Genomic DNA, 19,405 nt, shown 5'->3' with positions numbered 1-19,405 from the left:
CCCCGCCGCGTCCCCCCCCCCCCCCCCCCCCCGCCCCCCCCCCCCCCCCCCCCCCCCCCCCCCCCCCCCCCCCCCCCCCCCCCCCCACTACAGGGCTGCGGCCTTTGCCGAGCGTGGCTTGGCACTACAGGGCTGCGGCCTTTGCCGAGCATGGCTCGGCACTACGCTCCCTCCCTTTCGCGGAGCGAAGGGGAGGGCTGGGGAGGGGTAAGCTTTTTGCTGGTTGATGCGGCCATGGCTTCGCGGTCCGGCGATGTTTCTGCCACATGCCTGGTAAGGCCTCTGCCGAGCATGGCTCGGCACTACATTCTGTTCTTTGATATGACTGACAAGATCGCTTTGCACTACATCGATGAGACGCTGCTGGTGGCGGAAAAACCGGCCGGCGTGCTGTCCGTGCCCGGGCGGCTGCCGGAAAACCAGGACTGCGTTGTCTCGCGTCTGCAGCTTGACTATCCGGATGCGTTGACCGTGCATCGATTGGATCAGGTGACCTCGGGCTTGATACTGTACGCGCGCGGCAAGGCGATGCAGGTTGCCTTGTCCAAGCAGTTTGAGCAGCGCCAGGTCAGCAAGCGCTATGAAGCGCTGGTGCAGGGTCTGGTCGAGGATGAAACCGGTGAGATTGATCTGCCGCTGATCTGTGATTGGCCGAACCGGCCGAAGCAGATGGTGAGCTTTGAACTGGGCAAGCCTTCGTTGACGCGTTGGCGGGTGCTGGCCCGCGATGTGGCTGTGCAGACCACGCGGGTTGAGCTGGAGCCGGTGACCGGGCGCAGTCATCAACTGCGGCTGCACCTGGCCAGTATTGGTCATCCGATCGTGGGCGATGTGATGTACGACGCGCAGCCAGCGTCGCGGGTTTGCCTGCATGCGCGGCGCCTGGGGTTCGTGCATCCGCTGACTGGGGTGGCGTTGGAGTTTGTTTCTGAGTGTCCTTTCTAGGGCGGAGGCTGTTCTTGCTAGAAGCTTCCCCTCACCCCAACCCCTCTCCCGCGTGCGGGAGAGCGGCTAGTGCACTGGCCGCCGACGCTTTGCTGGCCCCTCTCCCGCGTGCGGGAGAGGGGTTGGGGTGAGGGCAAGCTTTTAGCTCGTAGCCCAAGGCTCATAGTCCCGAAATTTCCGCCCCCGAGCCTTTGGTCTTAAGACCATCGTCGCAAAGAGCCCAAGCCACCCTCCGGACTATGCTCGGTACACAACCAGGCAGCTACCGGAGGGTGTCGTGCAGTACGAGCAGATCTACCGCCGTTCCATTGAAGAGCCGGAAGCTTTCTGGGCCGAGGAAGCCAAGGCGATCTACTGGCATCGCCCGCCGCAGCAGATCCTGGACTACTCCAATCCACCGTTCCGGCGCTGGTTCGTCGGTGGTGAAACCAATCTCTGCTACAACGCGGTTGACCGCCATCTGGCCGAGCGCGGCGAGCAGCTCGCACTGGTCGCCATCTCCACCGAAACCAATGTCACCCGCGAGCTCACCTACCGCGATCTCCATCGCGAAGTGAACGCATTCGCCGCGGTGCTGCTCAAGCTCGATGTCGGTCGCGGTGATCGGGTGGTCATCTACATGCCGAACATGGCCGAGGCGGTGTTCGCGATGCTGGCCTGCGCGCGCATCGGCGCGGTGCACTCCGTCGTCTTTGGTGGCTTCGCTGCGCACAATCTTGCACTGCGTATCGATGATGCGAAGCCCAAGCTGCTGATCGCCGCCGATGCCGGCATGCGCGGCGGCAAGGTGATTCCGTACAAGGCGATGGTCGATGCGGCCTGCGCCGAAGCCAATACGCCACCGGCAAAGGTATTGATCGTTTCACGCGGGCTGGATGCAGCCGAGCCACGCATCGCCGGCCGCGACGAAGACTATGGTCAGCTGCGTGCGCAGGTCGGTGATGTCGATGTTCCGGTGCAATGGCTTGAGTCGAACGAGCCCAGCTATCTGCTGTATACCTCTGGCACCACCGGCAAACCCAAGGGCGTGCAACGCGATGTTGGTGGCTATGCGGTGGCGATGGCGCAGTCGATGCGCACGGTGTTTGATTGCGCGCCGGGGCAGGTGATGTTCTCCACCTCCGATGTCGGCTGGGCGGTTGGCCATTCCTATAACGTCTATGGTCCGTTGATCGGTGGCTGCACCTCGCTGTTGTACGAAGGCTTGCCGATCAATCCGGATGCCGGCATCTGGTGGGCGCTGTGCGAGCAGTACGGCGTGCGCACGATGTTCTCGTCGCCAACCGCGATCCGCGTGCTGAAGAAGCACGACGTGGATTTCATCGATCGGCATGACCTGTCCGAGCTGAAGTATCTGTTCCTGGCCGGCGAGCCGTTGGATGAGCCGACCGCGAAGTGGATCACCGGCGCGCTGCACAAATCGGTCATTGATAACTACTGGCAGACCGAAACCGGTTGGCCGGCATTGACCTTGTTGCCAGGCCTGGATACGAAGCCGGTGAAGTTCGGCTCTCCGGGCTTTCCCAATCTTGGCTACAAGATGAAGGTCATCGACGAGCAGAGTGGCGCTGAAGTGCCACCCGGGCAGAAAGGCGTTCTGGTGATCCAGCCACCGTTGCCGCCAGGTTGCATGAGCACGATCTGGAACGACGACGAGCGTTTTCTCAAGAGCTACTTCGGCCACTTCAAGGAGTTGCTGTACAGCTCGCTGGACTGGGCCATCCGCGACGAGGATGGCTATACCTTCATCCTTGGTCGTACCGATGATGTGATCAACGTCGCCGGGCACCGGCTGGGTACGCGCGAGATCGAGGAGGCCATCTCCGCGCATCCGCGCGTTGCCGAGGCGGCTGTGATCGGTGTGCATGATGAACTGAAGGGGCAGGTGCCGCTGGTCTTCGTCACCTTGAAGCAAGCCAAGCCCAACGACGATGCCGAGCAGCTGGCCGCGGAAATGATGCAGCAGGTCACAGCTTCGCTGGGCGCGGTGGCGCGGCCGGCGCAGGTACATATCGTCAATGCGCTTCCCAAGACCCGTTCGGGTAAGCTGCTGAGGCGTTCATTGCAGGCATTGGCGGAACGGCGTGACCCGGGCGATCTGTCGACACTCGACGACCCGGGCGCACTGGAGGAAATCCGCCGCGCGCTGGGGAAATAGCGTGCAGTTTGGCTGAAAAGCCGCTGTGCGGCGGTGATCGCAAGGGGGCGGTACGCGGGTAGATGCAGCTGCATGTTCGGGAGCGGGGGCTCCTGAAGGATGCGCGCGTACCGTATTGCGATGCACAAAAGAGGGAGGGGGAATGGCATTCATCTATGCCAAGACGGCCGCTGGCCGTCTGGAGATCGAGAACCGTGGCTTGAAGCTGGCGCCGGCATTGCGTTCGGTGCTGTTGCTGGTCGACGGGCAGCGCGATGCGCGCGAGCTGCAGCAGATGGCGCAGGGCCTGCGCGCGCCGGATGACGTGTTGCAGCAGCTGAGTGCCCTGGAACTGATCGACGCGGTTGCCGGCAGTGCCGACAAGGCGCCGGTGCTGCCGGTGACCACACAGCTCGGCGACGACCCGTTGCGCTACCAGCAGCTGCGCGACTGGATGGCTGAATCGGTGCGCAAGCACCTGGGCCTGAAGGGCTATCTGATCCAGTTGAAGATCGACCGCAGCAAGACCGCGGTCAGCCTGGAGCAGTTGTGGCCGGAACTGGCTACGGCGCTGGGCAAGGCCAAGAGCCCCGCATTTGCCAGCCGCTGGTTGGAAGAGACGCGCGCCCTGGTTGTTGGCTGACTTGTCGGCTGGGGCCCACTTGTAGCGGCGGGCCGTTGCGATGCATGGGCACTATCATGGTGGCAGGTTCATCATGGGAGTGCCCTGCATGGCGCAGGAAAACAGCGGCGATATTGGTACTGCGGGCTGGGATGCGATCAACGCGGCAATGCTCGCGCTATACCCGGGGCAGGAGCCGCGACATTTCGGCACGCTGCTGTCGCATACGCTGGGTGGCAACGATCCGCTGGACGGCATCAGCGTCTATTGGAGCGAGTCGCCGCGTCCGCATTGGCACTATGTCAGCTACGGCTTTTCCGAGCTGTACGACAAGCAGAGTGATGATCTGCAGGAAAGCGGCTTCGGTTTCGAACTGACGTTCCGTCTTGCTGCACCGGCAGGTGACGGCAAACGCGGCGAGCCGCCGACGTGGCCGATGAACCTGATGCAGAACCTTGCGCGCTACGTATTCAGCAGCGGCAATGTATTCGAGGCCGGCCATCATCTCGATGCAAATGGCCCGATCGCGTTGGATACCGATACCAAGCTGCAGCACCTGGCCTTTGTCGCTGATCCGCAGTTGCCGGCGATCGACACCGCCAATGGCCGCGTGAACTTCCTGCAGCTGGTGGCGGTGACCGACGAGGAGATGGCGGCGATCAAACGCTGGTCAACGCTCGGCGCATTGGCCGTCATGGAGCAGGCAATGGCGCTATGGATCACCGAGCTGGAGCGCGATTCCCTGCTGGTTGATCCCGGCATCGCCGCGCAGCTGGAAGCGGGTAGCCAGCGCGAAGGCTCAAGCACCGGCATGTTGTTTGTGGAGACGCTGGAGTGGTCAGTTGGCGGTGCCATCACCACGTTGGTGCTGGGCGCTGGGCAGGTTGCCAGCGTGCTCGAGCTGCTGCCGCTGCGCCTGCATCACGACAAGCCGCTCGTGATGCTTGGCAAGGACCGTCAATGGCGGTTTGAACCGGGCCGGATCGACGATGTGCAAAGCGATGACGATAGCGCGCGCTGTGTGCTGTCCGATGCGAGCCTGCAGGCGATGCTGGACAGCGTGCGTGCCGAACGCGGCCTGTATCCGCTGCCGGGTGGCAAGCTGCAGATCGAAGTAAGGCCGACCTTGCTGCGCGATGGAAAGGGGGGCGTGATCCGCGAGATCGGTTGATCCTGCGGGCGCTGCGGCCATCATTGCGCAGCGGTGTTATCGGTGGCGCGCCGCCGGCAAGGAGAACTCAAAGGCTGCGCCTTCGCTGTTGTCGAGCAGGCGGATCTGGCGATGGTGCAGCTGCAGGATGCGATGCACGATCAACAAGCCCAGGCCGCCACTGTCCGGCCGTTGGCTGCCCAGCGCCGGTAGCGTGCTGAACAGTTGATCGCGGCGCGCTGCCGGAATGCCAGGGCCGGTATCGGAGACACGGACCTGCACATCGCCATCGAGCGAGCGCAACGCCACCGTAATGCGCCCGCCAGCTGGTGTATGCCGGATCGCGTTGTCGAGCAGGTTGGTCAGCACCCGCTCGATCAGGCCGAGGTCGGCTTCCACCGGCGGCAGGCCGGCGGGAATCACTGCTTCAAGCTGCTGCTGGCGTGACTGTGCGGCCAGTTCGAATTTCTGGAATACGTCCTGGACCAGATCCGGCAGCGAGAACGTCTGCAGTTCCAACACCACGCCACCGTGTTCCAGTCGCGCCAGCTCGAACAGCGCCTGCGCAAGCCGACCAACCTTGTGGCTCTGTGACAAGGCGATGGCGAGATAGCGTTGGCGTTCTTCGGCACTGAGGCTGGCATCCTTGAGCGCAAGGGTTTCCAGATAGCCATGCAATGACGACAGCGGCGTTCGCAGGTCATGCGAAAGATTGGCGACCAGTTCGCGGCGCTGTAGATCCTGCTGCCGCAGCTGTTGCCATTGCTCGCTGACGCGCTGGCTTAGATGGGCAAAGCTGTGCTGCAGTATGCTCAGTTCATCACGCTCGCCGGCACGTAGCGGTGTGGGCGGCAAGGGCAGGCGCGGGTCGGCACTGTCGACGTCGAAGGACTGGATGCGACGGGTAAGTTGGCGTAGCGGCCGGGTCACCCAGCGGAATGCGATCACCCCGGCCAGCAGCCCGACTACCGCCACGATTGCCAACGACCACAGCGTGGTACGCAGGTTGGCGTTTGCAGCGATGTCCGCGGCCAGTGCTTCGCGCTGCTCGCCGACCAGCACCACATAGATGTAGCCAACCTGGCGACCCTGCACCCACAATGGCGCGGCATTGAATACCTTGCGGCCGCTGCTGCTGCGCGGGTCGTCGCCGAAGATGGGGAGCTTGTCGCCAGCGAGCAATGCCTGCACTGGGGCCAGATCGACGCGGTCCCGCTTGAGGTGACCTTCCGGAGCGTCATGGCCGAGGATGCGGCCTTCGTCATCCAGCAGATAGACCTCGACGCTGGGATTGACCGACATCAGCTTGCCGAACAGTGCACGCACTTCGCCGTCGCGGATGCCACGTGCATCCATCAACTCACCGCTGCGTGCGATGTGCTCGGCAAGGCCGCGTGACAGACGCTGCACGGTTTCCTGCTCGTGCATGCGGTTGCTGCGCATCTGTATCCACGCCAGCGCGCCGCAGCAGATCAACAGCAATGCACAGAACACCAGCGTCAGGCGCTGCGAGAGCGTCAGTCGGTTCATGCCGTGCTCCCGTCGTCGGCCGCCAGTTTGTAGCCACGGCCCCACACCGTAAGAATGCGCTTCGGTGCTGCCGGGTCGTGCTCGATCTTGTTGCGCAGCCGATTGATGTGGGTATTGACGGTGTGTTCGTAGCCATCGTGCTGATGGCCCCAGACCTGGTTGAGCAGCTCCATCCGCGAATACACCTGGTCGGGGTGGCGGGCGAAGAAATACAGCAGGTCGAATTCGCGCGGGGTGAGCTCCAGCGGGCGCGCTTCAACCTGCGCGGTGCGTGCGACCGGATCGATGCGCAGGCCGGCAACTTCGATCGCGCCGGCATCGATGCGCGCGTTTTGTGCCATCGCCTCGACCCGGCGCAGCAGGGCCTTCACCCGCGCTACCAGCTCCAGCATCGAGAACGGTTTGGCCAGATAGTCATCGGCGCCCAGTTCCAGACCGAGGATGCGATGCAGTTCGCTGGCGCGCGCGCTGGTGATGATGATCGGGGTGTAGCGGGTCATCGCACGGGCACGGCGGCAAATTTCCAGACCATCCACGCCGGGCAGCATCAGGTCCAGCACCAGCGCGTCCCATTGCCCGCTTTCCAGCAGGCGTACGCCTTCATCGCCGCTGGCCGCATGGGTGACGTCATAGCCTTCGTCACGTAGATGCATGCGCAGCAGGTTGGCGATATGGACATCGTCTTCGACGATCAGGATGCGTTTGCTACTGCTCATCGACGCTTGCGGCCGCTGGAGGGGATGGCTGGCATTGTGCTTGGACAGGCGCGCGGATGTGTCACGAAGAATTTAACTCTGCGTGAGGATTCGTTGACCTGCCCGGGCGCAGCATGGCGACATCGTCCCTGGCTGGAGAACGCCCATGTCGCTCACCCGTCGCAAGCTGCTTGGTATCGGCGGCATGGCCGCCGCCGCTGGCGTGCTGGGTCTGACCGCCTGCAATGGTCCGGCGCCGGCAGCGCCTGCCCGCGGGGCCGTATTTGAGGTGATGCGCAGCGACGCCCAATGGCGCCAGCTGCTCAGCCCCGCGCAATACACGGTGCTGCGCCAGCAGGGCACCGAGCGGGCCTTCAGCAGCCCGCTCAACAGCGAGCACCGGCGCGGCACCTTCAATTGCGCGGGCTGCGCGCTGCCGCTGTTCTCATCGGCCACCAAGTTCGACAGCGGTACCGGCTGGCCCAGCTTCTGGGCGCCCCTGCACGGTGCGGTAGGCGAGGACCGCGACACCACCTTCGGCATGACCCGGGTAGCGGTGCATTGCCGGCGCTGTGGCGGTCACCTGGGCCATGTATTCGAAGACGGCCCACGCCCGACCGGCCTGCGTTACTGCATGAACGGCGTGGCCCTGCAGTTCGTCGCGGCCTGAGCGCCGCCTTTCACATTCAAGAAGGATGCTTCCATGTTCCTGTTGGTACTGGCCTATCTCGGCGGCGTACTTACCCTGCTCAGCCCCTGCATCCTGCCGGTGCTGCCGTTTGTGTTCGCACGTGCGGACCGGCCGTTCCTGCGTAGTGGGTTGCCGCTGCTGGTCGGCATGGCGTTGATGTTCGCGGTGGTCGCCAGCCTGGCGGCGGTGGGCAGTCAATGGGTGGCACAGGCCAATCAGATCGGGCGCTGGATCGCGCTGGTGGTGATGGCGCTGTTTGCTGTGGCCTTGCTGTGGCCGGCGTTGGCAGACCGGCTGCTGGCGCCGTTGCAGCGTCTGGGCGTGCGCCTGGGCGCAGCCGCCGATGCCGGGCAGGGCGGAGTGCTGAGTTCGCTGCTGATCGGTGTTGCCACCGGCTTGCTGTGGGCCCCCTGCGCTGGGCCGATCCTTGGCCTGATCCTCACCGGCGCGGCCCTGCAAGGGGCCAACGTCGGTACCAGCGGTCTGCTGCTGGCCTATGCGCTGGGTGCGGCGACCTCGCTGGCCTTGGCGGTGTGGATAGGCGGGCGCGTGTTCACCGCCTTGAAACAGCGGCTGGGCGTGGGCGAATGGATTCGTCGCGGTTTGGGCATTGCGGCCTTGCTGGCGGTGCTGGCAATCGCGATGGGCTGGGATACCGGCCTGCTGACGCGTCTGTCCACGGTCAGCACGGCCAGGCTGGAGCAGAAGCTGCTGGATGCGCTGCCGGCGCAGCAAGCAGCGGCGGGTCCGGCAATGATGATGGCCGGCGACGGCAAGGGCGATGCCAGCCTGCCAGTGGAAGGCGAGCTGCCATCACTGGCCGGTGCCACCGGCTGGTTGAACAGCCCGCCGCTGGATGCGCAGCAACTGCGCGGCAAGGTGGTGCTGGTCGATTTCTGGACTTACTCCTGCATCAACTGCCTGCGTGCCATGCCGTATGTGCGCGACTGGGCCGAGCGTTACAAGGATCATGGGCTGGTGGTGATCGGCGTGCATGCGCCGGAGTTCGCCTTTGAGCGCGACCTTGGCAATGTGCAGCGCGCGGTTGCTGATCTGAAGGTCACCTACCCGGTCGCGATCGACAATGACTTCGCGATCTGGCGCGGCTTCAACAACAAGTATTGGCCGGCGCATTACTTCATCGACGCACAGGGACGCATCCGCGCCCATCACTTTGGTGAAGGCAATTACGAAGAGTCCGAGCAGATCATCCGTCAGTTGCTGCGCGAGGCCGGCAACAGCTTGCCGGGTGACGCGGCACCGGCAATGCGCATGGCCGCCAGTGGTGTCGAGCGCCAAGCCGACATGAGCAGTTTGAAGTCGCCGGAAACCTATATCGGCCATGGCCGCGCCGAACACTTCGCCTCGCCGGGCGGCATGCAGGCCGGGCAGGTCGCCGCATACGCCGTGCCGATGCAGCTGCAGCTCAATCAATGGGCACTGGGCGGGCAGTGGCGCATCGGCGAGGAAGATGCGCAGCTTGAACAGGCTGGCGGGCGCATCGCGTTCCGCTTCCATGCGCGCGACCTGCATCTGGTGCTGGCGCCGCAGGACCCTGCGCGGCCGGTGCGTTTCCGTGTGCGCATCGATGGGCAGGCGCCGCAGGCGGCGGCTGGCAGCGACGTATCTGCGCAGGGCGAGGGCACGGTGGACCAGAACCGCCTGTACCAATTGATCCGCCAGAACGGCGACGTGCGCGAACGCACATTTGAGATCGAGTTCCTCGATCCGGGCGTGCGCGCCTATGCCTTCACTTTCGGTTGAATGGAGGAGACACGTGATGAGAATCGCCACGGACAAACTGGTCGCCGGCGGCATCGCGGCAGTGGTTGCAGGATTGCTGCTGACTGCGGTGTTCAGCATGGATCGTTCGGTGCAGGCCGCGCCGGTAGCGCCGGTGTCGATCAGGCTGCCAGCACCGACTGGCGCAGCTGACCTGCAGCCAGTCGGCGTCAAACAGGCAAAGGTGGTGTTTGCCGGCGGCTGCTTCTGGGGTGTGCAGGGCGTGTTCCAGCACATCACCGGCGTGGACAACGCGGTGTCCGGCTACATCGGTGGCAGCGCTGCCGATGCCACGTATGCGCGGGTGAGCAGTGGCGGCAGTGGGCATGCCGAAGCCGTGCAGGTCAGCTACGACCCCTCGCAGGTCAGCTACGGGCAGCTGCTGCAGGTGTTCTTCTCGGTGGTGCACGATCCAACCCAGCTCAACCGGCAGGGGCCGGACCATGGCAGCCAATACCGTTCGGCCATTTATGCCGATGATGCCGCGCAGCGTGGTGCGGCGCGCGCCTATATCGCGCAACTGCAGCGCAGCAAGGTGTTCGCCGCGCCGCTGGTCACCCAGGTGGATGGCGGCAAGGTGTTTCACGCGGCCGAGGGCTATCACCAGAACTACCTGACGCTGCATCCGGAGGCGGCCTACATCCGCATCAATGACCTGCCCAAGGTCGCCGCGCTGAAGCAGCAGTATCCGGCGTTGTACCGCGAGCGACCGCGGCTGGTCATGACCTTGTCAGCGCGATAGCGGCGGGAGCGCGCCGCAAACGCAACGGGCCGCCGGTCTTGCAACCGGCGGCCCGTGATTGTTCAGTACTTATGCCTTGGATCAGCTCAGGCCTTCAGCCTTGAGCGCGGCCTGCACGGCCGGGTCGGCCTGCATGCGCTGCTCGAAGCGGTCCAGTGCGTCCATGCCGGCCAGGTCGATCTTCAGGCCACGAGCCCAGCGCAGGGTCACGTAGGTGTAGGCATCGGCGATGGAGGCGCGCGGGGTGCCGCCCAGCCAGTCAACCTCGGCCAGACGGTCATTGATGCGCTGGTACAGGGCCGTCAGCTTCTGGCGCGAGTTTTCCTGGGTACGGGCGATGACGGCCTCGTCTTCCAGGTACTTGGTCGAGCCGAAGATCGGGTAGTAGGTCGGGTGCAGGTCGGCGTTGACGAAGGACAGCCAGCGGTTGACCTCGGCGCGGGTGCGCGGGTCGCTGCCGCCTTCCAGGCCGGAAGCCGGGGCCTTGTCACAGATGTAATGCAGGATGGCCGCGTTCTGGGTCAGGAACCAGCCGCCGTCTTCCAGCATCGGCACGGCGCCGGCCGGGTTCTTCTTCAGATACTCGGGCGACTTCATGGTCGCGTAGTCCACGATCTGCAGCTCGAACGGCAGGCCCGACCAGATCAGCGCGATATGGTCGGCCAGCGAACAGGCGCCGGGCTTGGTATAGAGCTTCATCAGAGCTACCTCGGGAGTGGAAAGACCCGGGCATTATGGCCACATGCGGGTTAGGTAGTGTGTCCATGGATGGCACAGACAGTGTGCTGCGCGTTCAGCCAGCTCAGGAAGCGCGCGGCTTCAGCGACTGCACCTTGTAGAAGGTATGCCCACCGATGGTGGCTACCTGGTAGGCATTGCGCCAGCTCGGGCTGGCAATGGCGTGGGCGGCGAAGTGGCTGGCACCCGGCACGATCTCCTTGCGCTGGCCATTGGGCAGGGCCCAGTTGCGCTCGGCGGCAAAGGCCACGTCCACGGCTTCAGCCCAGGCATCGTTGTTGCGCAGCTGGGTGCCGGGGGCGACCAGGGTCGGGGCGAACTGCTTGCGCGCGGTCACCACCTGGCACATCGAGTCACCCCACAGGCCGCTGTCCAGTCGCCGCAGGGCGACCTCGGCCACGGCCTGCTGGCCGCGAAGAGTCTGGTCGCGGGCTTCCAGGTAAACGGTGGTGCTCAAGCACAACGAATCGGCTGCTGGCTGCGGCAACATCTGCGACAACCAAAGAATCCAAGCCAGTTTCATAAATCTCCTTGCTCCGTATGGGCCGCAGCCTGCCTGTTCCCAACGGGGAACCTGACAGCGACGACTTGGCGTTATGGGGAGGCGGCCTGGCATCGGGGCCGCCCCGTGGGCAGCCCTCAATCAGATTGGGGAGGGCTGCGCCTGCTCACCAGAACTGGTGGGTGAGCGGAAGTTGGCGCAAGGTAGGGGGGTAATCCCAAACTAATCCTGAACGGCGCTTGTTGACATTCAGGTTTGTTGGCAAGGTCAAATTCGGTTCGGGGCTGCGCATTCAGCTTCGCTACGGCGGTCTTCAAAGGCCAGTGCAAGCGATGTTTGTACGCTGGGAAAAAGAGATGCGCATCGCGCTTTTTCCCAAATTCCGGCTTTTTTCGGAGGTTTCCCGGTTCTGTGCGCTTGCCAGCATGCTGGCAAGTCGTTCGGGGAGGCGAGCAGCCCCGGGCGCTTCGGCAGTGCCCGGGCGGGATAAAAATGAATCGCTTTGTTGTTGGATCAGAGCGCCGCGGCCAGACGACTGCCCTGGTCGATCGCCCGCTTGGCATCCAGTTCGGCAGCGACATCCGCGCCACCGATGACATGGACGCTGCGGCCGGTGGCATGCAGAGCGTCGGCCAGCTCGCGGCGCGGTTCCTGGCCGGCGCAGATCACCACGGTGCCGACGTCCAGCAGCTGCTCCTGGCCATCCACGCGGATGCGCAGGCCGCTATCGTCAACGCCCAGGTACTCGACCCCGCCGAGCATCTTCACGCCCTTGGCCTTGAGCGTGGCGCGGTGGATCCAGCCGGTGGTCTTGCCCAGCTTGGCGCCGGGCTTGCCGGGGCTGCGCTGCAGCAGCCAGGCCTTGCGGGCCGGGGCTTCCGGCTGTGGCTTGGCCAGCGCACCGCGGCTCTCGAAGCTGGCGTCCACACCCCATTCGGCCATCCAGCGGGCTGGGTCCAGGGCCGGTGACGGGCCTTCATGGACCAGGAACTCGCCGACATCGAAACCGATGCCGCCGGCGCCGATGATGGCCACCTTGTCGGCGGCTTTGACCCGGCCCAGCAGCACGTCCAGATAGCTGACCACCATTGGATGCTCGGCGCCGGGGAAATTGACCTTGCGCGGGCTGATGCCGGTGGCGATCACCACTTCGTCGAAGCCGTTGAGTGCGTCGGTATCGGCGCGGGTATTCAGACGCACGTCGACACCGGTTTCGGCCAGCTGATGGCGGAAGTAGCGCAGGGTTTCGTGAAACTCCTCCTTGCCGGGGATGCGCTTGGCCACATTGAACTGACCGCCGATCTCCTCGGCCGCATCAAACAAGGTCACCTTGTGGCCGCGGCCGGCGGCGACGGTGGCGCAGGCCAGCCCGGCCGGACCGGCGCCGACTACCGCGACGCGCTTGGGCGCGTTGGTCGGCAGGTAGACCAGCTCGGTCTCATGCGCGGCGCGCGGGTTGACCAGGCAGCTGGCGCGCTTCTGTTGGAACACGTGATCCAGGCAGGCCTGGTTGCAGGCGATGCAGGTATTGATCGCTTCGGGCTTGCCGGCCTTGGCCTTGGCCGGCCAGTCGGGGTCGGCCAGCAGCGGCCGTGCCAGCGACACCATGTCGGCGCCGCCGGCGGCGAGGATGCCTTCGGCCACCTCCGGCATGTTGATGCGGTTGGTGGCGATCAGCGGAATGCCAACATGCGGCTTGAGCTTGGCGGTGACGCCGGCAAACGCTGCGCGCGGCACCGAGGTGGCGATGGTCGGAATGCGCGCTTCGTGCCAGCCGATGCCGGAGTTGAGCAGGGTCGCGCCGGCCGCTTCGATCGCCTTGGCCTGTTGCACGATCTCCTGCCAGTTGCTGCCATCCTCGACCAGATCCACCAGCGACAGCCGGTAGATGATGATGAAGTCCGGGCCGCAGGCCTCGCGGATGCGGCGTACGATCTCGACCGCAAAGCGCATGCGCTTGGCTGGGTCGCCGCCCCAGGCGTCATTGCGGCCATTGGTGCGCGGGGCGATGAACTCGTTGATCAGATAGCCTTCCGAGCCCATCACCTCGACGCCGTCGTAACCCGCATCACGGGCGTACTTGGCGGCGCGGGCGTAGTCGGCGATGTGCCGCTCGACGCCGCCGGCTGACAGCGCGCGCGGAGTGAACGGGTTGATCGGCGCCTTGCGCTTGGACGGCGCCACCTGCAGCGGGTGGTAGCCGTAGCGGCCGGCGTGCAGCAGCTGCAGGCAGATCTTGGCGCCATGGCCGTGGACAGCGGTAGTTACCTGACGATGGCGACTGACTTCCCACGGCCAGGACAGCTTGCTGCCGAACGGCGCCAGCCAGCCAACCACGTTGGGCGCGAAGCCACCGGTGACCAGCAACGCCGCGCCACCGGCCGCGCGCTCACCGAAGTAGGCAGCCAACTTCGGGAAGTCGCGGGCGTGGTCCTCCAGCCCGGTATGCATCGAACCCATCAGGATCCGGTTGTGCAGCTTGGTAAAGCCCAGATCCAGCGGGGCAAACAGGTGCGGATAGGCGGTGTCGTTGGCTGGCGTCATGCTGGATACGCTTGCGTATGGAATGACCCATTCTGACTTGCAATGCGGCTGGCCTCAATCCTTGCTGTCATCACCGCCCTGTTGAGTGTGCGGTGTCCTCATCGGGGAGCGGGTGCAGTGGCTATCGGTCGAGCCTTCCGGTCAAACAAGGGCAGGGTGATGCCACAGAGCGGGCCGATCAGCAGGGCGAACGCCAGCGTGCCCCAGCCGACATTGCCGCCCAGCCACCAGCCCACCGCCAGCGCGCAGGCTTCAATCAAGGTGCGCACCTTCCAGATCGCCCAACCGGTGCGGGCATGCAGGCCGGTCATCAGGCCATCGCGTGGACCTGGCCCAAAGCGCGCGCCGATATAGAGCCCGGTGGCCACCGCCAGCAATACCAGGCCTGCGGCGAATAGCAGCAGTTGCCACAGCAGGCCTTGTGCCGCCGGCAGCAGATTCAGGCCCAGCTGTGCGCTGGGGCCGATCAACAACACGTTGAGTACGGTGCCCAGTCCGGGCTTCTGCCGTAGCGGCAGCCACATCAGTAGTACGCAGACGCCGACGAGGTTGGTGATCAGGCCGAAGCCCCAACCGCTGCGCAGCGAGATGCCTTGGCTCAATACATCCCAGGGTGCGATGCCGATGCCGGCGCGGATCATCAAGGAAGAGGCGATGCCAAACAGAAACAGGCCCAGCAGTAGTTGTAGCAGGCGCGAGACAAATATCAGGGAAGGCATGGTTCGGAGATCAAGGTACTGCCTGCAGCGCAGACATATAGATAGAGGCGTTGCGCCATCTCTGGGTGGCGCAACGTGCTGTGGCGTGCAGCTCAGTCCCAGCCTTCCAGCGCCAGCTTGCCGATGGTGCTGCCGGCTTCCAACTGACGATGCGCCTGGCGCAGGTTTTCTGCGTTGATCGTGCCCATACGTTCACTGAGGGTGGTGCGCAGTTCGCCTGCGTCGATCAGGCTGGCCGCGCGGGTCAGGATGCGGTGCTGCTCGATCATGTCGGCGGTGCGGAAGCGGGCGCGGGCAAACATGAATTCCCAGTGGATGCCGATGCACTTCGCTTTATAGGGATCGCCAATGCGCAGCTCGCCAGCAGGCTCGACGATCAGTCCGACATGGCCTTGCGGCGCGAGCAGCTCGCCCAGCTGTTGCCAGTACAGATCGGTATTGGCCAGGTTGAGTGCCGCGTCCACACTGCTGATGCCCAGCGCCTGCAGCTGTGCTGCCAATGGCTGACGATGATCGATTACGTGGGTCGCCCCCATCTGCTCGCACCATTGCACGCTTTGCGGGCGGGAGGCGGTGGCCACCACGGTGAAACCGGCATGACGGCCAAGCTGTATCGCCATCGAGCCCACGCCGCCAGCACCGCCAATCACCAACAAGGTCTTGCCGACATTGCGGCGCCCGTCCAGCTGATAGGGCATGCGCTGGAACAGCAGTTCCCATGCAGTAAGTGTGGTCAGTGGCAATGCCGCTGCTTCGGCGAAGTCCAAGGTGGTTGGCTTGCGGCCCACCAGTCGCTCGTCCACCAACTGCAATTGTGCGTTGCATCCCGGACGGGTGACGTCGCCGGCGTAATACACCTCATCGCCAACTTCGAACGCGGTTACCTCGGGGCCTACCGCAACCACGGTGCCTGCGGCATCAAAGCCGAGTATCCGTGGTGGGTTTTCCTCGCCCGGCTTGGCGCCGCGCAGTTTGGCGTCCACCGGATTGACAGAAACAGCCTGAACCTGAACAAGTAAGTCCTGGCCTAACGGCGCAGCCGGGACGGGCAGGGTCAGGTCCAGCAATGCGTCCGGTTCATCAATGGGGAGATAGCGGGTCAGGCCGATTGCTTTCATGCGGAAAAGTTCCGTGGCGGGGGAGCAAAATCATCATACCGAGCAAACGATTCAGCTGGCGGTAACTGGCGACGCAAGCCCTGTTAATAAAGGGTTTGTCATATGAAATCAGCTGCGCCGCAGCATTTTCCCGGGAAGCCTTGCGATAGCTGACTCTTGCGTCCTTTGACCAAGTTGTATACGTTGCCCCAAGCCGGACACGTAGAGGTCTGGTGGTCGCTGCATTTGTTACGAGCCTGTTAACATCGCCTTCACGGCCAAGCGCATAATGTGCACCGCGATGGCGTGAGGAAACGGCCGTCTCTGAACGCGACGAAGAATATCGCTGTGCTGGACCATGCCTCTACCGGTTTCATACCCCCGAAACAAGGAGCTGTATTTCATGAACAAGAAGATCCTTACTGCCGCGCTGCTCGGTGGTCTGGCTTTCGCCCAGGCCGCTTCGGCTCAGGAATTTGACGACCGCTGGTACCTGACCGGTTCGGCCGGCTTCAACTTCCAGGACGGCGATCGTGGCACCAACGACGCCCCGTTCGCCACGCTGGGTCTGGGCAAGTTCATCAGCCCGAACTGGTCGCTGGACGGTGAGCTGAACTATCAGAACCCGAACTTCGACAACAACCAGGATCAGAACTGGTCGCAGTACGGCGTTTCGCTGGACCTGCGTCGCCACTTCATCCAGGAAGGCCGTGGCTGGAACCCGTACCTGCTCGCAGGCTTGGGCTACCAGAAGTCGGAAGAAGAGTATCAGGCCGGCGGCCTGCTGAAGGATCGCAAGGACGGCAACCTGGCTGCCAAGGTCGGCGTTGGTCTGCAGACCACCTTCGAAAAGCGCGTCGCTGTGCGTGCTGAACTGGCCTACCGCGCTGACTTCGACGACCAGAGCATTGCTCCGAACCTGGCTGGCAGCAAGAACCAGGACTGGTTCGGCGACGTGCTGGCTTCGGTTGGCGTCGTGATCCCGCTGGGCCCGGCTCCGACCGCCGCTGTTGCTCCGGCACCGGCTCCGGTTGCTCCGAGCTGCGCAGACCTGGATGACGACGGTGACGGCGTCAACAACTGCGACGACAAGTGCCCGACCTCGCAGCCTGGCCAGACCATCGGTCCGGACGGTTGCCCGGTGCCGGTCTCGATCGATCTGAAGGGCGTCAACTTCGATTTCGACAAGGCCACCCTGCGTTCGGACGCTGTTGCGATCCTGAGCGAAGCCACCGAGATCCTGAAGCGTTACCCGGATCTGCGCGTTGAAGTTGCCGGTCACACCGATTCCAAGGGTACCGACGCTTACAACCAGAAGCTGTCCGAGCGTCGCGCCAAGGCTGTGTACGACTACCTGACCACCAACGGTGTGTCGGCTGCTCGTCTGCAGGGCCCGATCGGCTACGGCGAGAGCCGTCCGATTGCTCCGAACACCAATGCTGATGGTTCGGACAACCCGGAAGGTCGCGCAAAGAACCGTCGTACCGAGCTGAACGTCCAGAACTAATCGGACGCTTCGGTTTCAGTACCGCAGTTTGAGAACAAGGCCCGGCATCTGCCGGGCCTTGTTTGTTTTCGCGTCGGCGGCTTTTCCTGAGCGTAATTTGTGTGACGTCGGCGGGTAATCGCGGTTTGCGCGCATATAACGGTTGAAAGCGCTGCGGGCGCTGCCTACACTCGCCGCGTTAACTTGCCGAATGGAAATTCAATGCTGCGTATCGCTCTGGCTGGTCTTGTCGCCCTGGCATTTGTGCCTGCCGCCCATGCAGCCGTGGATTGCTCGGCCAGTTCCGTGACGCCAGCGCCGCTGGCGACCTCGCTGATCGCACCGGTGGCTTCGGAGCTGTATGTGCGTCCGGGCCAGTTGGGCATGCCGTCGGGCGTATTGAGCTCGGCCGGTGGTGATGAGCAGTCGCTTGATCGCGTGCTGATGCGCCTGCGGGTCGAGAGCTGCAACAACGTGGCCAACGCCATTCCGGCGCGTCCGGCGATCAATGCCAACGATCCGGCTGCCTACAAGCCGCAGACCGAGTTCGACAACACGCCGTGGCGTTTCGACATGAGCCAGAACGGCAAGCGCATGACCGCCGAAGAATTCGATGCCTGGATGAAGGCGCGCGGTGTGCGCGTGGTCAAGGCGCGTCCGGTTGCCACCGATCCGGCAGCAGCACCGGCTGCCGCGCAGCCTGCTGCCGAGGTCAAGTAAGGCGGCACAGCCGCTTGCAGTCCCGATGTCGTCGTCCAAGCCTCCGTATCCACCGCACGCCCGCCGCGCAACGCCCGGCGGGCGTTTGCTTTCACGTGCGCCCCGCAACGCTGCGCACGCGGGCAAGGCCACCGCAGGGGTTCGGCATGGTCTGGCGCGGGTGCTGTCCAAGGCCGGCGTGTGCTCGCGCACCGAGGCGGCACGGCGGGTGCTCGATGGCCGCGTCAGTGTGGATGGCAAGGTGGTGCGCGACCCGGAGTTTCCGGTGGTTGCTGGTCGCCAGCAGGTGTTGTTGGACGGTTTACCGCTGGCTGCGCCGCGGCGCCTCTACCTGGCCTTGAACAAGCCGCGTGGTCTGGTCACCACGGTGCAGGACGAGCAGGGCCGCGACACCGTCTACCAGTGCTTTGAAGGTGCTGGTCTGCCGTGGATGGCGCCGGTAGGGCGTTTGGACAAGGCCAGTGAAGGCCTGCTGTTCTTCAGCAATGATCCGGAGTGGGCAGCGCGTCTCACCGAACCCAGTACCGGCCCATTGAAAACCTACCGGGTACAGGTAGATGCTGTGCCCGATGCGGCATTGCTGGAGCGCATGCAGGCGGGTATCGACGATGAAGGCGAACGCCTGGCGGCGTATTCGGTACAGCTGCTGCGGCATGGCGAACGTACCGCGTGGCTGGAGGTGGTGCTGGATGAAGGGCGCAATCGCCACATCCGGCGTCTGCTCAAGGCCTTGGGGCTGGAAGTGCTGCGCTTGATGCGGGTGGCGATAGGACCGGTGCAGCTGGGCGAACTGGGCAAGGGTCAATGGCGGGAGTTGAGCCAAGTGGAGCTGAATGCGCTGCAGGCGGCCAGCAAAATCGCGCATGTCAGCGTGAGTGACTAATTTCAATAAATTCAGGCAAATAGCTGTACTAGCTAAGATGGTGGATTAGACTGCGACTCTAATTACTTGAGGTTATTGCCATGCAAGCTTTTTCCCGTGTCTCTGGCATCGTTCTCATGGCGGCTTCGGTTGTGTTGTTGGCTGGTTGCGCCAGCTCGGGCAAGAAGGCTGCCAAAGTCGATGACAAGGTGATCGAAGTGCGGGTGGAGACGCCGCTGGCCGAGAAGGATTCACTGGGCAATTACCGTTTCATGATGCAGCAGGGCGATCAGAAGATGAGCGCCGATCAGTTCGATGCGTGGATGAAGGCCAATGGCATCCGTGTCGCCAAGGGCGCAGCGGTACCGGCGCCTGCAGCGCCTGCCAAGAAGAACTAGGAACAGCACTTGTAGTGCCGAGCCATGCTCGGCAAGGGGCTTTAC

General features: G+C 64.0%; 18 protein-coding genes. 11 read left to right on the top strand and 7 right to left on the bottom strand.

From position 1 onward, the window contains the following. Positions 1 to 321 precede the first annotated feature (321 nt). The 4 genes from ACVOLZ_RS20420 (at position 322) to ACVOLZ_RS20405 (ending at position 4,875) form a co-directional block, all read left to right on the top strand. Positions 322 to 945, top strand: coding sequence for an RluA family pseudouridine synthase (locus ACVOLZ_RS20420; RefSeq protein ID WP_481517727.1), 624 nt, complete (start codon positions 322 to 324; stop codon positions 943 to 945). Between the two features lie 277 nt (positions 946 to 1,222). Further along, a complete protein-coding gene (gene prpE / locus ACVOLZ_RS20415) occupies positions 1,223 to 3,103 on the top strand; it encodes a propionate--CoA ligase (RefSeq protein WP_481517726.1) in 1,881 nt (626 codons plus the stop codon). A 142-nt stretch (positions 3,104 to 3,245) separates the two neighbouring features. Next, positions 3,246 to 3,725, top strand: coding sequence for a hypothetical protein (locus tag ACVOLZ_RS20410; RefSeq protein ID WP_481517725.1), 480 nt, complete (start codon positions 3,246 to 3,248; stop codon positions 3,723 to 3,725). Between the two features lie 88 nt (positions 3,726 to 3,813). Next, positions 3,814 to 4,875, top strand: a complete 1,062-nt coding sequence (locus ACVOLZ_RS20405; protein WP_481517724.1) for a suppressor of fused domain protein — start codon at positions 3,814 to 3,816, stop codon at positions 4,873 to 4,875. 36 nt (positions 4,876 to 4,911) lie between these two features. On the opposite strand, the gene ACVOLZ_RS20400 is transcribed toward ACVOLZ_RS20405, so the two are convergent. Both ACVOLZ_RS20400 and ACVOLZ_RS20395 read right to left on the bottom strand, forming a co-directional pair. Next, positions 4,912 to 6,384: a sensor histidine kinase gene (locus ACVOLZ_RS20400; protein ID WP_481517723.1), complete on the bottom strand. Its 1,473-nt coding sequence runs from the start codon at positions 6,382 to 6,384 to the stop codon at positions 4,912 to 4,914. Continuing rightward, complete coding sequence (locus ACVOLZ_RS20395; protein ID WP_481517722.1) at positions 6,381 to 7,100, bottom strand: response regulator transcription factor; 720 nt, start codon at positions 7,098 to 7,100, stop codon at positions 6,381 to 6,383. Before ACVOLZ_RS20395 ends, ACVOLZ_RS20400 begins: the two co-directional genes overlap by 4 nt. A 145-nt stretch (positions 7,101 to 7,245) precedes the next feature. Here ACVOLZ_RS20395 and msrB point away from each other — a divergent pair, with 145 nt between their 5' ends. From msrB to msrA, 3 genes are read left to right on the top strand one after another with little or no spacing between them, the layout of a single operon-like run. Further along, positions 7,246 to 7,749, top strand: a complete 504-nt coding sequence (gene msrB, locus ACVOLZ_RS20390; protein WP_481517721.1) for a peptide-methionine (R)-S-oxide reductase MsrB — start codon at positions 7,246 to 7,248, stop codon at positions 7,747 to 7,749. A gap of 33 nt (positions 7,750 to 7,782) precedes the next feature. Continuing rightward, entirely contained in the window at positions 7,783 to 9,534 is a 1,752-nt protein-coding gene (locus tag ACVOLZ_RS20385) for a cytochrome c biogenesis protein DipZ (protein WP_481517720.1), read from the top strand. Between the two features lie 16 nt (positions 9,535 to 9,550). Beyond that, positions 9,551 to 10,294 carry a peptide-methionine (S)-S-oxide reductase MsrA gene (gene msrA / locus ACVOLZ_RS20380; protein WP_481517719.1) on the top strand — a complete coding sequence of 248 codons (744 nt, stop codon included), beginning with the start codon at positions 9,551 to 9,553 and terminating at the stop codon, positions 10,292 to 10,294. 81 nt (positions 10,295 to 10,375) lie between these two features. Here msrA and ACVOLZ_RS20375 read toward each other — a convergent pair whose 3' ends face one another. The 5 genes from ACVOLZ_RS20375 to ACVOLZ_RS20355 all read right to left on the bottom strand — a co-directional run bounded on the left by ACVOLZ_RS20375 (position 10,376) and on the right by ACVOLZ_RS20355 (position 15,915). Then, the gene (locus tag ACVOLZ_RS20375) at positions 10,376 to 10,993 is read right to left on the bottom strand and encodes a glutathione S-transferase family protein (protein ID WP_481517718.1); all 618 of its coding nucleotides are present in this window, start codon (positions 10,991 to 10,993) and stop codon (positions 10,376 to 10,378) included. Positions 10,994 to 11,096: 103 nt separating this feature from the next. Next, positions 11,097 to 11,555 (bottom strand): cell wall hydrolase, encoded by a 459-nt coding sequence (locus ACVOLZ_RS20370; protein WP_057629626.1) that lies wholly within the window; start codon positions 11,553 to 11,555, stop codon positions 11,097 to 11,099. Between the two features lie 492 nt (positions 11,556 to 12,047). Continuing rightward, the gene (locus ACVOLZ_RS20365; protein WP_481517717.1) at positions 12,048 to 14,078 is read right to left on the bottom strand and encodes a 2,4-dienoyl-CoA reductase FMN-binding domain-containing protein; all 2,031 of its coding nucleotides are present in this window, start codon (positions 14,076 to 14,078) and stop codon (positions 12,048 to 12,050) included. A gap of 98 nt (positions 14,079 to 14,176) precedes the next feature. Continuing rightward, complete coding sequence (gene yczE, locus ACVOLZ_RS20360; RefSeq protein ID WP_481517716.1) at positions 14,177 to 14,797, bottom strand: membrane protein YczE; 621 nt, start codon at positions 14,795 to 14,797, stop codon at positions 14,177 to 14,179. 92 nt (positions 14,798 to 14,889) lie between these two features. Then, positions 14,890 to 15,915 carry a zinc-binding alcohol dehydrogenase family protein gene (locus tag ACVOLZ_RS20355; protein WP_481517715.1) on the bottom strand — a complete coding sequence of 342 codons (1,026 nt, stop codon included), beginning with the start codon at positions 15,913 to 15,915 and terminating at the stop codon, positions 14,890 to 14,892. Positions 15,916 to 16,297: 382 nt separating this feature from the next. On the opposite strand from ACVOLZ_RS20355, the gene ACVOLZ_RS20350 reads away from it, so the two are divergent. From ACVOLZ_RS20350 to ACVOLZ_RS20335, 4 genes are all read left to right on the top strand, one after another. After that, complete coding sequence (locus ACVOLZ_RS20350) at positions 16,298 to 17,401, top strand: OmpA family protein (RefSeq protein WP_481517714.1); 1,104 nt, start codon at positions 16,298 to 16,300, stop codon at positions 17,399 to 17,401. Positions 17,402 to 17,602: 201 nt separating this feature from the next. Continuing rightward, complete coding sequence (locus ACVOLZ_RS20345) at positions 17,603 to 18,100, top strand: hypothetical protein (RefSeq protein WP_481513509.1); 498 nt, start codon at positions 17,603 to 17,605, stop codon at positions 18,098 to 18,100. Positions 18,101 to 18,125: 25 nt separating this feature from the next. After that, positions 18,126 to 18,983 carry a pseudouridine synthase gene (locus tag ACVOLZ_RS20340; RefSeq protein WP_481517713.1) on the top strand — a complete coding sequence of 286 codons (858 nt, stop codon included), beginning with the start codon at positions 18,126 to 18,128 and terminating at the stop codon, positions 18,981 to 18,983. A gap of 80 nt (positions 18,984 to 19,063) precedes the next feature. Further along, the gene (locus ACVOLZ_RS20335; protein ID WP_481517712.1) at positions 19,064 to 19,360 is read left to right on the top strand and encodes a hypothetical protein; all 297 of its coding nucleotides are present in this window, start codon (positions 19,064 to 19,066) and stop codon (positions 19,358 to 19,360) included. Positions 19,361 to 19,405 lie beyond the last annotated feature (45 nt).

It is taken from the genome of Stenotrophomonas sp. STEN020 (assembly GCF_056760195.1).
This window is presented reverse-complemented; position numbering and strand designations above follow the sequence as displayed.

Bases quoted from the DNA above. Each gene is read 5' to 3' on its own strand.
- ACVOLZ_RS20420 (WP_481517727.1), top strand. From the start codon at position 322: ATGACTGACAAGATCGCTTTGCACTACATCGATGAGACGCTGCTGGTG.
- ACVOLZ_RS20410 (WP_481517725.1), top strand. From the start codon at position 3,246: ATGGCATTCATCTATGCCAAGACGGCCGCTGGCCGTCTGGAGATCGAG.
- ACVOLZ_RS20405 (WP_481517724.1), top strand. From the start codon at position 3,814: ATGGCGCAGGAAAACAGCGGCGATATTGGTACTGCGGGCTGGGATGCG.
- ACVOLZ_RS20400 (WP_481517723.1), bottom strand. From the start codon at position 6,384: ATGAACCGACTGACGCTCTCGCAGCGCCTGACGCTGGTGTTCTGTGCA.
- ACVOLZ_RS20395 (WP_481517722.1), bottom strand. From the start codon at position 7,100: ATGAGCAGTAGCAAACGCATCCTGATCGTCGAAGACGATGTCCATATC.
- msrB (WP_481517721.1), top strand. From the start codon at position 7,246: ATGTCGCTCACCCGTCGCAAGCTGCTTGGTATCGGCGGCATGGCCGCC.
- ACVOLZ_RS20385 (WP_481517720.1), top strand. From the start codon at position 7,783: ATGTTCCTGTTGGTACTGGCCTATCTCGGCGGCGTACTTACCCTGCTC.
- msrA (WP_481517719.1), top strand. From the start codon at position 9,551: ATGAGAATCGCCACGGACAAACTGGTCGCCGGCGGCATCGCGGCAGTG.
- ACVOLZ_RS20375 (WP_481517718.1), bottom strand. From the start codon at position 10,993: ATGAAGCTCTATACCAAGCCCGGCGCCTGTTCGCTGGCCGACCATATC.
- ACVOLZ_RS20370 (WP_057629626.1), bottom strand. From the start codon at position 11,555: ATGAAACTGGCTTGGATTCTTTGGTTGTCGCAGATGTTGCCGCAGCCA.
- ACVOLZ_RS20365 (WP_481517717.1), bottom strand. From the start codon at position 14,078: ATGACGCCAGCCAACGACACCGCCTATCCGCACCTGTTTGCCCCGCTG.
- yczE (WP_481517716.1), bottom strand. From the start codon at position 14,797: ATGCCTTCCCTGATATTTGTCTCGCGCCTGCTACAACTACTGCTGGGC.
- ACVOLZ_RS20355 (WP_481517715.1), bottom strand. From the start codon at position 15,915: ATGAAAGCAATCGGCCTGACCCGCTATCTCCCCATTGATGAACCGGAC.
- ACVOLZ_RS20350 (WP_481517714.1), top strand. From the start codon at position 16,298: ATGAACAAGAAGATCCTTACTGCCGCGCTGCTCGGTGGTCTGGCTTTC.
- ACVOLZ_RS20345 (WP_481513509.1), top strand. From the start codon at position 17,603: ATGCTGCGTATCGCTCTGGCTGGTCTTGTCGCCCTGGCATTTGTGCCT.
- ACVOLZ_RS20340 (WP_481517713.1), top strand. From the start codon at position 18,126: ATGTCGTCGTCCAAGCCTCCGTATCCACCGCACGCCCGCCGCGCAACG.
- ACVOLZ_RS20335 (WP_481517712.1), top strand. From the start codon at position 19,064: ATGCAAGCTTTTTCCCGTGTCTCTGGCATCGTTCTCATGGCGGCTTCG.